Origin of the sequence: Phaeobacter sp. JH20_26 (genome assembly GCF_048056275.1) — a bacterium.
Lineage (GTDB): Bacteria > Pseudomonadota > Alphaproteobacteria > Rhodobacterales > Rhodobacteraceae > Phaeobacter > Phaeobacter bryozoorum.
On the sequence record NZ_JAYMWL010000013.1, the window covers coordinates 1,292,389 to 1,306,445 of the forward strand.

The window sequence follows — 14,057 nt, forward strand, 5'->3', positions numbered from 1 at the left end:
GGTCTTGTCGCGCGACACCACAAAGGGAGATCGCGATGCCCGATATCGCCCCGCGCTACTGGCTGATGATCGCCACCCTGGGCTTTGTCTGGGGTGGGACATTCCTGCTGATCAAGCTGGCCCTGACGGGCACGACGCCGTTCTGGCTCGCGGCCAGTCGCATCGGGTTTGCAGCTTTGCTGCTGACCGCGATCTGGGGTCTGCGCGGGTTCAGGCTGTTCAAGGATGAGACCAACTGGCCATCGCTGGTGATCATCGGCGTCCTCAGCACCGCGCTGCCCTTCATGCTGATTTCATGGGGCCAGCAGCATGTCTCCTCCGGATTTACCGGCGTCAGCATGGCGGCGATTCCGCTGATGGTGCTGCCCTTGGCGCATGTCTTTGTGCCGGGAGAGCAGATGACCCCGCGCCGCCTGATCGGGTTTTCCATCGGCTTTGTCGGGGTCGCGGTCCTGATCGGCAGCAAGGCGTTTCAGAGCACCGGCGCCGCATTGGAGGGCTATGGCCGGGCCGCCTGCCTGTCCGCCGCCGCCTGCTATTCGGTCAGCTCCATCCTGACCCGACGCCTGCCGCCAGTGGATCCGCTGGGGCTGGCCGCCATCCTGCTCATCATCGGTTCTGCCGTGACCCTGCCTGCGGCCTGGCTGCTGGAGGGACCACCGGTGATCCCGGACATGCAAACCCTGGGCATTGCAGCGGTTCTGGGCCTGATCCCCACCGCCGCTGCCAATCTGCTGCGGGTCATTGTCGTTCGTGAAGCAGGCCCCACCTTCATGACACTGACCAACTATCAGGTTCCGGTCTGGGCGGTGGTTCTGGGGGCCATATTTCTGGGCGAGGAACTTCCGCCCTCCATGCTGCTGGCGATGGCCCTGATCCTCGGCGGTCTGGGCATCAGCCAGTTCGGTGCGTTGCGGCGATTGTTTGGCTCCCCGCGCAAGCTGCGGCCCTGAGACAAGGCAAAACCCGCCACCCGGTCACGGGTAGCGGGTCCATCTCAGCTGTCCATCGGCCTGTCACAAGCCCTGTAATGTCACAAGCCCTGTCACAGGGCATGTCCGACGACCGGACTATTCAGCCACAGCCGCCTCAACCGCAGCAACCACGCTATTCACCGCCTCTCTCAGCACGGCAGCATCTTCGCATTCGGCCATGACCCTAACCAGCGGTTCGGTGCCTGACTTGCGGATCAGCAGACGTCCCTGCCCCGCAAGAGAGGCTTCGGCGCTCTGGATTGCGCTCTGCACCTGATCTGTTTCCAGCGGTGTCTGCCCGGCGGCAAATCGGACATTCTTCAGCAGCTGCGGCACCGGGGTGAACTGCTGCGCCAGCTGCGATGCCGGGCTGTCGGAGCGGATCATCTCCGCAAGAAAATGCAGCCCTGCCATCAGCCCGTCCCCGGTGGTCGCGTAATCCGACATGACAATATGGCCGGACTGCTCGCCGCCGAGGTTGAAGCCGCCTTCGCGCATCCGTTCCACGACATAGCGATCACCAACTGCCGTCCGCTCAAGCCCGATCCCGCGCGCGTCGAGGTGCCGCTCAAGCCCCAGATTGGACATCACCGTCGCCACCAGAGCCTTGCCGGACAGCAGGTCATCCTCGGCCCAGCGGGTCGCCAGCAGCGCCATCAGCTGATCGCCATCCGCCACTTTTCCGGTCTCGTCGATCAGGATCACCCTGTCGGCATCCCCGTCAAGACAGATCCCCACATGGGCGCCATGGGCCACAACGGTCTCCGCCGCGGTCCCCGGATGAGTAGAGCCACAATCGCGGTTGATATTGGTGCCATCGGGTGAAACACCCACCGGTATCACATCGGCGCCCAGCTCCCACAGGATTTCCGGCGCAGCCCGGTGGGCAGCCCCATTGGCGCAATCAATCACCACCTTCAGCCCGTCCAGCCGGATATCGCGGGGCAGCGAGCTTTTGACCCGCTCACCGTAGCGGAACCGCGCGTCATCAATCCGTTTCGCACGCCCGATATTCTGCGCCTGCGCGGGTTCGACACCGGCCTCGATCAGAGCTTCCAGTTCCATTTCGACGGTATCAGACAGTTTGAAACCATCCGGTCCAAAGAACTTGATCCCATTATCCGCCGCCGGATTGTGGCTGGCCGAGATCATCACGCCAAGATCGGCGCGCATCGAGCGGGTCATCAGCCCCACCGCCGGTGTCGGCACCGGGCCAAGCAGCAGCACATTCATACCGGTCGACGTCAGCCCCGCGGTCAGTGCGCTTTCGAACATGTAGCCCGACAGGCGGGTGTCCTTGCCAATCACCACACGGTGCACCCCTGAGGCGTCGCGGCGGAAATACCGGCCGACAGCCGCGCCAATGCGCAGCGCCATGTCCGCTGTCATAGGATGGATATTGGCCGTGCCACGCACGCCATCCGTGCCAAAAAACTTGCGCATATCAGCCCTTTCGGTCGGGTCTTATCGGACGGCCTGCCACAGGCGAACCGCCTGCGCCGTCTCGGCAACATCATGCACCCGCAGGAATTGCACGCCTTGGGCCAGGGCTGCAAGCCCTACCGCGATAGAGCCCGGCGCGCGGGCGGCAGCATCCGGCTCATGGCCCAGCTTGCCGATAAAACCCTTGCGCGACACCCCCAGCAGGATTGGACAGCCCAACCCATGGAACAGGCTGAGATTGCGCAACAGGGTCAGATTGTGGTCCAGCGTCTTGCCAAACCCGATGCCCGGATCAACCACGATCTGCTCGCGCACCACCCCGATATCTTCCAGCCTGTCGATCTGCCCCTTCAGGAAATCATAGACATCCAGCAGGACGTTCTCATAGGTCGGATCTTCCTGCATCGTCGCCGGGTCGCCCTGGGCGTGCATGATACAAGCAGGAACCCCGGCCTGCGCAGTCAAGGGTGCCAGAGCCGGATCAAAGGTAAATCCCGACACGTCGTTGGTCAGGCTCGCTCCGGCATCCAGCGCCTCGGCCAGAACGACCGCCTTGCGCGTATCAATGGAGATCGGCACCTGCGAACGGGCGCGGATCGCTTCAATCACCGGAGCGGTGCGGCGGATCTCCTCATCTTCGGGGACCAGCGCGGCACCGGGGCGGGTGGATTCTCCGCCAACGTCGATGATGCTTGCCCCATCGGCAACCATCTGCAAAGCCGCCGCGCAGGCGGCGCCGACCTCATCATGCTGCCCGCCATCCGAGAAACTGTCAGGGGTCACATTCAGGATGCCCATGATCTGCGGCTGTGTCATATCCAGCCCGGCAATCGTTGCCCGCCGCGCCGTCAGCCGGTGGCGCACATCCTCGGGCAGCAGACCGGCAGGCATCAGCCGCGGTGGCGCGCCGCGCTCCAGCACTTCCACCTGGGTAAACCAGAGCCCGCCACTGATCAGCGACAACGCCCCCTCGGGGCGATTGTCCCCATGTTGTACCAGCGGTCGGTAATAACTCACAGTTGGGTCTGCTCCACATCCACGGCGCGCAGCGGCACCCCCGGATTGCCAGGCAGTGCGGCGCCAATCACGATCATCTCGCCGGCCTCGAATGTGGCGGCGAACCAAGCAGCCAGCGCCACCGCGTCAGAGGGCGCCGCCGAAGGGCCATCTACCGCATCCAAAACGATTTTTGACGGAGCCCAGACGCAAATCTGCCCGTTTTTCATGGCCCAGTCCAGCTCCGTTCTCGTTGAAACGACGACACAGCGATCATCCTTTGCCGCGAGCCGCCAGGCGTTCTGTTCAATCGCCAGCAGATCAATCCGGCGCTGGGTCCATTTGTGACCGGTCTGCGGCGTGGCCAGCTCATGCGCCCCAACACAGAGGATCAACGGACGCTTGCGGCACTGCATCTGGTCGATCCAGCCGGTCAGGTGGTCACTGTCGATGGCACGGTTGGACAAATACATCAGCCGCGGATGCGGGCGCTCTTCACTGTCGACACCGGTCGCGACCTGATTGCGGGCGCGCACGATTTCCACACCCAGCGCCCCCGGCCCGCGATCCAGTTTCTCAATCCGCACAAAGGCCCGCACGGCCTGCGGTTCCAGCAGGATCCGCTCGGCCACGCGCTCCGCCAGGGTTTCCAGCAGGTTCAGACGTTCTTCGGACAGCTCACGCGCAATCGCCTCTGTCACCCGGTCATACGACAGGATGCGATCGACATCATCATCCAGATCCGCAGGCAGCGGCGCAACTTCAACAACCACATTGAAGCAGATACGCTGGGTGGTTCCGCGTTCTGCCTGAAAGGCGCCGATTTCCACCTCGACGATGTGATCCCTGAGCGAAATCCGATCCAGCGGTCCGCGCGCTGCAGTGGCCTCCGACCGTTCGGAAGGATGCGCAAATGCGAGACGAATTTCTGAAGACATGACGGTCGAGCCCCTGAACTGGCTATCTGGCGGTGAGGTTCCAGCATAAACATGCCGCGCCCGCATAACAGGCCTTCATGCGCCATACCAGTGGCCGAAAACGGCGCTGCCAGGGTTTCAACCACGGCAAGCACCCGCCCCTGACACGCCTTAGTTGTTGAGCGCAGTCCGGAAACGATCATCGCGGTAAAAGAGATGGACGCCGATCCGCGCGGTCTTGGTGAAGCTCTTGCTCCAGCGCGGACGCACCGCTGTGGTATGGTAATAGGTCGCGCCATCGGTGATCCCGGTGATCGCCCCATCCATCACCAGACGGGCCACTTTGGAGACCCGCTCAAATGCGGTTTTCTCGCGGATCACTTCCTTATGGCCGTCGCAGGTGTAGGTGAACTGGCACTGATACTTGCGCCCGGTCCCCTGGTTGATCACGCCGCACAGGCTGTCAGGGAACTGCGAGGATTTCACGCGGTTCATAATCACCTCGGCGACGGCGAACTGGCCCTTCACGGTTTCACCGCGCGCCTCGAAATACAGCGCTTCGGCGAGGCAGGCAAAATTCTCGCCCCCCTTGGCGGCCGGAATGGTGTCCAGCCATGCCTTGGTGAATTTCACTTCGGTCGCCTTGGCCTTCTTGGCCGAGCGGTTGAAGTTGAAGAAATTGTTCAAACGCCCGGTCGGCACGGCGTTCAGGGTGGATTGCTCACGTTCGAACAGCGCGTCCAAACCGGAATCCGCATATACATCTTTGGCCGCTGCCAAGGCGGCAGCAAACACGGCAGCTACAGTCAGAATCTTCATAAGGGCATCCCCACTAGACAGATCGCGCACGGCCATCCCAACGTCACGCGATCGCACCTCCTAGTGGAAATCCCTCCAAACGTCCAGCGACGGGACAGCGCACCCCGCTGCCCCTTGGTTAAGCGCCAATCCGCTGCTTTCTGCTGCCCCTGCGAAAGCCCCTTGTTTTCTTTACGATTTTAGAGATTCGCGTGGTGAATCTCCGGTTTGGCTGGAAATCGCCAATTGCGCCGCAGCAAGCCGTGCAACGGGCACCCGAAACGGGGAACAGGAGACGTAATCGAACCCGGCCTCGCGACAGAACGCAATCGATTCGGGGTTGCCGCCATGCTCGCCACAGATCGATAGCGTGATCTGCGGGTTCTCTGCACGGCCCCGCTGAACCCCCAGTTTCAGCAGCTCGCCGACCCCGTCTGTATCCAGCACGTGGAACGGATCCTCTGGAAAGACGCCCTGATTGACATAGGCCGACATAAACCGCCCCGCATCGTCCCGCGACATGCCATAGGTCATCTGGGTAAGGTCGTTGGTCCCGAAGCTGAGGAACGAGGTATGCGGCGAAATCTCACCCGCGCGCAGGGCCGCACGCGGGGTCTCCACCATGACCCCCAGACGATAGGTGAAATCCTCGCCACGCTCGGCCTTCACCGCCAGCGCGACGGCATCAATGCGCGCCTTCACCAGCTCCACCTCACGTTTGGCCGAGACCAGCGGGATCATGATCTCCGGCACCACCGGATCGCCCTCCTTGGAGGCATCCAGAGTGGCCTCGAAAATCGCCCGTGCCTGCATGTCGTAGATTTCCGGCACCGTCACCCCCAGCCGCACGCCGCGCAGGCCCAGCATGGGGTTGTATTCCTCCATTTCCTCGACCCGGCGGGTCACATCGCTCACCGGGATGCCCAAGGCTTCCGAAAGCTCCCGCTGCCCGGTTTTGGAGGTCGGCAGGAATTCATGCAGCGGCGGGTCGAACAGCCGGATACAGACCGGCAGCCCTTCCATGATGCGAAACAGCGCAAAGAAATCCTCCCGCTGCATCGGCAGCAACCGCGCCAGCACCGCAGCCCGCCCCTCCGAGGTCTCGGCAAAGATCATCTCCCGCATCACCGTCAACCGGCCGGGATCAAAGAACATATGCTCGGTCCGGCACAGGCCGATCCCCTGCGCGTTGAACTTGCGCGCGGTCTCGGCATCCTCCGGCGTGTCGGCATTGGCGCGGATGTCGATATCGCGCACCTCATCGGCCCAGGTGAGAAGGGTCTGAAAGGCGCCGTCCTCCGCCGCCTCCAGCATCTCCGGCTCGCCCGCCAGCACCTCGCCACTGCTGCCGTCGATGGTGATGATATCGCCACGGCTGAACACCCGGTCGCCCTGGGCCACCAGCTGCTTGCGCCGACTGTGGAACTTCAGGTTAGAGGCCCCGACGATACATGGCAGCCCGAGACCGCGACCGATCACCGCCGCATGGCTGGTGATCCCGCCGCGCTCCGTCAGCACCCCGACCGCCGCGTGCATACCCCGCACATCCTCGGGCGAGGTTTCGCGCCGCACCAGAATGCAGGGCTCACCGCGCGCCGCACTGGCCTGCGCCTCCGCAGCGGTAAACACCAGCCGCCCGGTGGCAGCACCCGGGCTGGCGGCAATGCCCTTTCCGATCACATCACGGGTCGCCCCCGGCGCCACCTGCCGGTGCAGCAGCTCGGTCAGAATATGCGCGTCGACCCGCATCACCGCTTCCTGCCGCGGGATAATGCCATCCTCGGCCAGCGCCACCGCGATCCGCACCGCCGCCTGTGCCGACCGGGTGACCCGCACCCCGTCCAGGATATGCACCGCGCCGCTCACGATCACAAATTCAACCTGCATCTCTTCGCGCAGACGCTGTCGCATCAGCCGGGCATGGGATTTCAGATCGGCAAAGGCCTCGGGCGCCGATTCCTCCAGCGATGGCCCGCGCGGGTCACGCTCCAGATACAGCGCCTCGGCCCCCGCCCCGAGCGCATCGCGCCCCTGGCTCTGGCTCAGGTACCGCCCGGTGATCTGCGGCTCACCGGTCTTGGTATTGACCAGCTGCAACACACCCGAACCGCATTCGCCCTGACCAAAGCCCGGCACCATCTCCTGCACCACCAGACCCAGCCCGGCATCCGCAGGCGCGCCCTTGGCCTGCCGCAACAGCCGGGCCGAGGTGCCTTCCCAGGCCCGCGCCATCGACCGCAACACCGCCGCCAGCTGCTCCGCCGGATCCTGTGGAAACGGCTCATCGGTCTCCGCCTCATAGGCGTGCAGAACCTCGCTCAGCGCATCCGGCCCACCGTCCTCCACATCGTCAAAGACATCCGGGTCCAGCCGCGCCACATGCACCGCATAAGACTGCACAAACCGCAGATACAAGGCCGCCGCCCCGTCGCGCCCAAGACTGTCGCAAAGGTCGACATAGCGCGCATCATTCATGCCGATGTTGAGGATCGCACCGGGGCCGCCCCAATCGGGATCCTGTGACGACGGGCGCACACAGAGCAGCGCATCCGACGGAAAGGCGTCAACAATCGCCGCCATATCGGGCATCTCGCCCTGGGCGATCCCGTGCACCGCCTGAAACGACAGCGCCACGGTGCGCGGCACCGGCAGATCCAGCCGCACCAGACGTTGCAGGCATTTCGCCCGCCCGCCATGGGTGTGATTGGCAATGGGTGCCACCGGCGTGATCAGCACGGAATCCGGCGTCTCATCCTGTGGGGCACGAGCCATGTCTCGATCATTTTTCTGCACTGCGGCGCCTTTCCTTTGCTATGCAGCATAGCCCTGTCGTCCATTCCCGCAAGGAAAAGCACGTGGACCAAAAGGAGAAAACCGGGACGACCCTGCGATCACCCCGGTTTCTCGTTGTTTTGCCTGCCCGGACTGCCGGGACTGCGCGGTCAGATCGCGGCCCTGCGGGGGGGCTCAGCCCTCGATCCGGGTCAGATCGGCGACCTGCCCGCAGACCTTGCGGATCTGGCTCAGCAGGTTCAGGCGGTTGCGGCGCACCACCTCATTGTCGGAATTGACCTGCACCGCTTCAAAAAACGCATCCACCGGGGCGCGCAATGCGGCCATGCTGCCCATGGCAGCCGCGAAATCTTCGGCCTCGATGGCCGAAGAGATCGCCCCCTCGCTCTGCGCAAGCGCATCGAACAGGGCCACTTCGCTGTCATCCTCGGCGAATTTCTTATCCGCGCCGTAGGAATATTCTACGCCATCCTTCTCCTCGGCCTGCGCCAGGATATTGTTGGCCCGTTTGAAGCCCTGCAACAGGTTCTCGCCATCCTCGGAGGCCATGAACTCCTCCAGCGCACGGGCGCGTTTCACCAGCAGCGTGAGGTCATCGTTGGCCTCCATCGCGATGCAGGCGTCGATCACGTCATGACGGATGCCCTGATCACGCAGGAACACCTTGAGACGGTCGTGGAAGAAGGAGAGGAGGTCACGCGACACATCCGGCAGCTGCGTCTTCAGCCGCTCGATATGTTTGGGCAGATCCCCGTCAAAGGCATCCAGCACCGTGCGCACAGCAGAACCAAAGACACCGTGATCGGCGATCTCGTTCAGCATGTCCTGCATCAGCCCCGTTGCAACCGGGTCACCACCGTTCTGGGCCATTTCATGGCGCAATAGATGGGCATCAATTGCCCCGTCCAGCCGCATCCGCACATCATTGTCCAGCACCAGCCGGATCACCCCCAGCGCAGCACGGCGCAGGGCAAAGGGGTCTTTGGAGCCGGTGGGTTTTTCATCAATCGCCCAGAACCCGGTCAGCGTGTCCAGTTTATCGGCCAGCGCCACGGCAACCGAGACCGGCTCGGAAGGCACATCATCCGACGGGCCAAGCGGCGAATAATGCGCCTCGCAGGCATTGGCCACCTCTTGCGGCAGGCCAGCCGCCTCCGCGTAGTAGCGCCCCATCAGGCCCTGCAATTCCGGGAACTCATAGACCATTTCGGAACTCAGATCGGCCTTTGCAACCCGTGCAGCCTGCTCTGCCAGATCGGCATCGGCGCCGACAACCGGCGCGATCTCGCGGGCCAGCGCGGCAATACGGTCAATCCGCGCCGCCTGCGTGCCCAGCTTGTTGTGGAAGGTCACATTGCCCAGCTTCGCAACCCAGGGCTCAAACCCCTGCTCGGTCACCGTGCGCAGATCATTCTCCCAGAAGAACTTCGCATCCGCCAGCCGTGCCGACAGAACTTTTTGGTTGCCCGCCAGGATGGTCGCGCCATTGTCGGCGGTCTCGCGGTTGGCGACGGTGATGAACTTCTCGATCCGCCCGGTCTTCGGATTGCGCACCGAGAAAAACTTCTGATGTTCCTTCATCGAGGTCTGCAAGACCTCCGGCGGCAGCGCCAGGAATTCATCGTCGATGGCCCCCATGAGCACCACCGGCCATTCCACCAGACCAGCGACCTCGGCCAGAAGACCCTTGTCCTCGACAACCTCCAACCCGCTGGCAAAGGCCTGATTGGTGGCCTCCTGCCAGATGGCCGCTTCCCGCTCGGCCGGATCCAGCACCACATGCGCCCGCTTCAGCTTGGCGGCATAATCGTCAAAGCTGGATACGGTGATCTGATCCGGCGCCATGAAACGGTGGCCAAATGTGGTCTTGCCCGATGCAATCCCGTCGATCTCCAGCGGCACAACCTCGGCGCCATCCTCCTTGGACAGGAGACAGAGGATCGAATGCAGCGGGCGCACCCAGCGCAGGGCGCCCGATCCCCAGCGCATGGACTTCGGCCAGGGGAAATTGCGGATGGTGTCTTCCAGCACCTCTGCAATGATCTCTGCCGCCGGGCGCCCCGGCTTTTCGATCAGCGCAAAATAGACTGCGCCCTTCGGGGTGTCGCGCTCTTCCAGCTGCTCGCGTGTGAGGCCCGCACCGCGCAGGAAGCCTTCGATGGCCTTGTCCGGCGCGCCCACTTTCGGCCCCTTGCGCTCCTCGCGCACTGTCGGGGAGTGCTCCAGCAGCCCCTCAAGCGCCAGCGTCAGACGGCGCGGCGTCGATAGCGCATGGGCACCGGCATAGGTCAGCCCCGCTTCGACCAGACCATCGGTCACGCGCTTTTTCAGATCCTCCGCCGCACGCGCCTGCATACGGGCCGGAATTTCCTCGGAAAACAGTTCAATCAGAAGATCAGGCATCAGATGTCCTTACGGATGGCCGCGCGCGGCGCGGAAAATACGTGTTGACGGAACGGAGCCGCTTCTGAACGAAGGGCTGCGCCGTCCCGCGGGGTGGCGCTATTGCGCTGCCCCAGAGGGGCGGTACTCTTCAGAAAGGCAAGCATCATTCGCCTCCGACCGCCTCTGGCCAGGGCGGGCATTCCTCGCCCACAACCGTGCCGTCATAGGCTTTCTGGCCGCAATCGTTCAGCTCATGCCAGACATAGCCGCGCCCTGCGTCGGTGATCGCTACGATGCGGTCCACCCCGTAAGAGATATTCTTGACCGACAAAAAGCTCTCGGCGCGTCCCTCGGCCAGCGCCTGACCAATGGCTTCGGCATCAAAACAGTCAAACCAGCCCGGCGCATTGCGCGGCTCTTTCTGATCCGACAGCACAAACAGTTGCGCCAGCTCTTCGGGCTTAAGATCGGTAGCGAAACAGGCGCGATAGCGAATGGGAGAACTCTCCGCGTCGATCGCCTCAAAGCCACTGTAGCGGATCGGCAGCGCCGCGCCACCACCAAGCGGCGTCAGCATCACGTCCTTGCCCGGCTCCAGCTCGACATCCTCGTAAAAGCCGTAGACCTGCAGGTAATACATCGCCGCCCCAGCCGCGAGGCCGGAGCAAATCAGGATCAGCGAAAGGAACTTGCCCATACCGTGGACTCCTATTGGCAATCAGCCTCGGGTTACGCTGCGTGACCGCCGGCTTCGGTCTGCACAAAGGCATCGGCGCATTGCTTGGCCAGCGCGCGCACCCGGCCAATATAGGCCTGCCGCTCGGTGACGGAAATGACGCCGCGCGCATCGAGCAGGTTAAAGACATGGCTGGCCTTGATGCACTGGTCATAGGCCGGATGGGCCATGATGATGCGTTTGCCGGTCTTGGGGTCGATATGCTCCTGCGCGAGGATCGCGGCGCATTCGGCCTCGGCCTCCTCGAAATGGCGCAGCAGCACCTCGGTATTGGCCACGTCAAAGTTCCAGCGGGCGTATTCTTCCTCGGTCTGCTTGAACACATCGCCATAGCTCAGCGGGATCAGCGCGTCCGGGTCGTTGAACGGCATGTCCATCACGTGATCGACGCCCAGAATATACATCGCCAGACGTTCCAGACCATAGGTCAGCTCGCCCGATACCGGGTGACAATCGTAGCCGCCGACCTGCTGGAAATAGGTGAACTGGCTGACTTCCATACCGTCGCACCAGACCTCCCAGCCCAGGCCCCAGGCGCCGAGCGTCGGGCTTTCCCAGTCGTCCTCGACAAAACGAATGTCGTGCATGTCCATATCGACGCCGATCGCCTCGAGGCTGCCCAGATACAGCTCCTGCAGGTTCGGCGGCGAGGGTTTGATCAGCACCTGATACTGGTAGTAGTGCTGCAACCGGTTCGGGTTCTCACCATAGCGGCCATCGGTCGGACGGCGCGACGGCTGCACATAGGCGGCCGCCCAGGCCTTGCTGCCCAGCGCGCGCAGCGTGGTCGCGGGGTGAAAGGTGCCCGCGCCGACTTCCATGTCGTAGGGCTGCATAATGGCACAGCCTTTGGAGGCCCAATACGTCTGAAGCCGCAGAATGATCTCTTGGAACGAGCGCGGAGCGCCTTTGGTGTCGGTCATGTTTCTTCCCTATGGGGGCAGCAAATCCGGGGTTCTTCCTATGCAAGCCCCGGCGCAGGGTCAACGGCGCATCGCAGCCTCAGCGGCTCCGGCCCCGCTGAAACACGCAGCCCCCGCCCTCCAGCGCGTCCCTGAGGCCACATCAGCCGAATTTGGCGCCATCCGCCGGGTTTTCCCCCTGCGAAGAGGAGTTCCCTTCGCGGCGCGAAAGTGGTTATGTGCGCGCCAACGACCGATCACCCCGATAGAGGCCTTTTGATGAAGAGTTTGATTGCTACGCTGGCACTGTCCCTGATGGCGCTGGCATCCGCCTTTACAGGTGTTGCCACCGCCCAGACCGGCACCCAACAATCCGCGCAGGAGACGGTCTGGATCCAGGTTGCCGCCCGCGCCTCCCTGCGCGAAGCCCAGGCCGAAGCGCAGGAATTTGCCGCGCGGCTGCCCGATGTCTCCGGCTTCTCGCTTGGCGGTGGCTGGTATGGCATTCTGCTTGGCCCCTATACCCGCAGCGATGCCGACCGGGTGCTTCAGGTCTACCGCGCCGAACGGCAGATCCCGCGCGACAGCTTCATCGCGTTAAGCAGCAACCTCGGCAATCAGTTCTACCCGACAGCCGCCACCGCCAATACCGAACCACAGGCCACCGTCGAAAGCCCGGTTCTGGAGCCGATCGACCCCGCAGTGGTGACCCAGGCCCCGGCGGAACCGGTCGAAACTGTGCTCCCCGATGAGACCCCGGCTGAGGCGCGCCGCAGCGAATCCCGTCTCACCCGCGAAGAACGCATGGATCTGCAAACCGCGCTCAAGGCCGCCGGTTTCTATACTTCCACCATCGACGGCGCCTTTGGTCGCGGCACGCGTGGCTCCATGTCGGACTGGCAGTCGGCCCGTGGCTACGCGCCCACCGGTGTGCTGACCACCGCCCAGCGTCAGGCGCTGATGGATGAATATAACGCGCCGCTGATTTCGGTTGGCATGGCCCCCCTCACCGATACCAAAGCCGGGATTTCGATGCAGATCCCCGCAGGTGAAGTGACCTTCGATCGCTACGAATCTCCCTTTGCCCTGTTCAAGAGCAGCGGCGATCTCGGCGCGCAGCTGCTGCTGATCAGCCAGCCCGGTGACCGGCGCACGCTCTACGGTCTCTACGACATCATGCAGACGCTGGAGATCGTCCCTCTGGACGGTCCGCGCCAGCGCAGCGGCGACAGTTTCACCCTGGAAGGCCGCGGCAATGGCATCGTCTCCTATACCGAGGCCCGCCTCGCCAATGGCGAAATCAAGGGCTTCACGCTGGCCTGGCCGACCGGTGACGACGAGCGGCGCGCCCGCGTGCTGGCAGCGATGTCGGCCAGCTTCGAACGCATCGACGGCGTTCTGGATCCCGCCGCCGGTGCCGATGCCCCGCAGAATGTCGATCTGATCTCGGGCCTTGACGTGCGCAAGCCGCGCCTGTCGCGCTCCGGCTTCTATGTCGATGCCAAGGGCAGCGTGGCGACCACCGCCGATGTGGTTGCAGGCTGCACCCGGGTGACACTGGATCACGACTACCAGGCCGAGGTCGCCTATACCGACACCGCCACCGGCATCGCCGTGCTGCGCCCGGTTGAGGCGCTGGCCCCGATGGCCGTCGCCAAACTGGCCAGCGCCTCCGCCCGGCTTCAGTCCGATATCGCGGTTTCCGGCTTCTCTTACGAGGGCGTCCTCGGCGCCCCCAGCCTCAGCTGGGGCAGCTTGCAGGATGTAAAGGATCTGTCCGGCAACCCCGGTGTCTCGCGTCTGCAACTCAGCAGCCAGCCGGGCGATGCGGGCGGCCCGGTGCTGACCACCGATGGCGCCGTGCAGGGCATATTGCTGAGCCGGACCAAAGGCGCCACCCAGCTGCCAGAAGGGGTCAGTTTTGCGGCAAATGCCGATACCCTGCGCGCCGCCCTGAGCAGCGCCGGGGTCACCGCCTCTGACGCCAGCGCTGAGGCAACCGCCTTGCCGGTCGGGGCGCTGACCCGTCAGGCCAGCGGCATGACCGTTCTGGTCAGCTGCTGGGACTGAGCCACGGCCAGCCACCGCCCTGCGGGGCTTTGCAAACCAAAAA

10 protein-coding genes are annotated in these 14,057 nt (G+C 63.7%); 2 read left to right on the top strand and 8 right to left on the bottom strand.

The window, feature by feature from the left end:
- Nucleotides 1-35 precede the first annotated feature (35 nt).
- On the top strand, nt 36-953 hold the full coding sequence (locus VWY60_RS12010; RefSeq protein WP_416540580.1) for a DMT family transporter: 918 nt from the start codon (nt 36-38) through the stop codon (nt 951-953).
- Between the two features lie 117 nt (nt 954-1,070).
- On the opposite strand, the gene glmM is transcribed toward VWY60_RS12010, so the two are convergent.
- The 8 genes from glmM to VWY60_RS12050 form a co-directional block, all read right to left on the bottom strand.
- Nucleotides 1,071-2,417 (bottom strand): phosphoglucosamine mutase, encoded by a 1,347-nt coding sequence (glmM, locus tag VWY60_RS12015; protein WP_416535785.1) that lies wholly within the window; start codon nt 2,415-2,417, stop codon nt 1,071-1,073.
- Nucleotides 2,418-2,438: 21 nt separating this feature from the next.
- Entirely contained in the window at nt 2,439-3,434 is a 996-nt protein-coding gene (gene folP, locus VWY60_RS12020) for a dihydropteroate synthase (protein WP_416540581.1), read from the bottom strand.
- Entirely contained in the window at nt 3,431-4,351 is a 921-nt protein-coding gene (locus VWY60_RS12025) for a dihydroneopterin aldolase (protein ID WP_340544682.1), read from the bottom strand. The genes folP and VWY60_RS12025 overlap by 4 nt, the downstream gene beginning before the upstream one ends.
- Nucleotides 4,352-4,501: 150 nt before the next feature.
- Nucleotides 4,502-5,185: a cell wall hydrolase gene (locus tag VWY60_RS12030; protein ID WP_340546285.1), complete on the bottom strand. Its 684-nt coding sequence runs from the start codon at nt 5,183-5,185 to the stop codon at nt 4,502-4,504.
- A 135-nt stretch (nt 5,186-5,320) separates the two neighbouring features.
- Nucleotides 5,321-7,900 carry a putative PEP-binding protein gene (locus VWY60_RS12035; RefSeq protein WP_416540582.1) on the bottom strand — a complete coding sequence of 860 codons (2,580 nt, stop codon included), beginning with the start codon at nt 7,898-7,900 and terminating at the stop codon, nt 5,321-5,323.
- Between the two features lie 195 nt (nt 7,901-8,095).
- Complete coding sequence (gene glyS / locus VWY60_RS12040; RefSeq protein ID WP_416540583.1) at nt 8,096-10,324, bottom strand: glycine--tRNA ligase subunit beta; 2,229 nt, start codon at nt 10,322-10,324, stop codon at nt 8,096-8,098.
- A 145-nt stretch (nt 10,325-10,469) separates the two neighbouring features.
- On the bottom strand, nt 10,470-11,003 hold the full coding sequence (locus tag VWY60_RS12045; RefSeq protein WP_416540584.1) for a DUF6446 family protein: 534 nt from the start codon (nt 11,001-11,003) through the stop codon (nt 10,470-10,472).
- 32 nt (nt 11,004-11,035) lie between these two features.
- Nucleotides 11,036-11,965, bottom strand: a complete 930-nt coding sequence (locus VWY60_RS12050) for a glycine--tRNA ligase subunit alpha (protein WP_340544678.1) — start codon at nt 11,963-11,965, stop codon at nt 11,036-11,038.
- A 258-nt stretch (nt 11,966-12,223) separates the two neighbouring features.
- Between VWY60_RS12050 and VWY60_RS12055 the strand changes: the two genes are divergently transcribed.
- Nucleotides 12,224-14,014, top strand: coding sequence for a serine protease (locus VWY60_RS12055; protein ID WP_416540585.1), 1,791 nt, complete (start codon nt 12,224-12,226; stop codon nt 14,012-14,014).
- Nucleotides 14,015-14,057: the final 43 nt, after the last annotated feature.

Coding starts and splice junctions, on each gene's coding strand:
- glmM (WP_416535785.1), bottom strand. CDS start 2,417: ATGCGCAAGTTTTTTGGCACGGATGGCGTGCGTGGCACGGCCAATATC.
- VWY60_RS12010 (WP_416540580.1), top strand. CDS start 36: ATGCCCGATATCGCCCCGCGCTACTGGCTGATGATCGCCACCCTGGGC.
- glyS (WP_416540583.1), bottom strand. CDS start 10,324: ATGCCTGATCTTCTGATTGAACTGTTTTCCGAGGAAATTCCGGCCCGT.
- VWY60_RS12055 (WP_416540585.1), top strand. CDS start 12,224: ATGAAGAGTTTGATTGCTACGCTGGCACTGTCCCTGATGGCGCTGGCA.
- VWY60_RS12050 (WP_340544678.1), bottom strand. CDS start 11,965: ATGACCGACACCAAAGGCGCTCCGCGCTCGTTCCAAGAGATCATTCTG.
- VWY60_RS12030 (WP_340546285.1), bottom strand. CDS start 5,185: ATGGCCGTGCGCGATCTGTCTAGTGGGGATGCCCTTATGAAGATTCTG.
- VWY60_RS12045 (WP_416540584.1), bottom strand. CDS start 11,003: ATGGGCAAGTTCCTTTCGCTGATCCTGATTTGCTCCGGCCTCGCGGCT.
- VWY60_RS12035 (WP_416540582.1), bottom strand. CDS start 7,900: ATGGCTCGTGCCCCACAGGATGAGACGCCGGATTCCGTGCTGATCACG.
- VWY60_RS12025 (WP_340544682.1), bottom strand. CDS start 4,351: ATGTCTTCAGAAATTCGTCTCGCATTTGCGCATCCTTCCGAACGGTCG.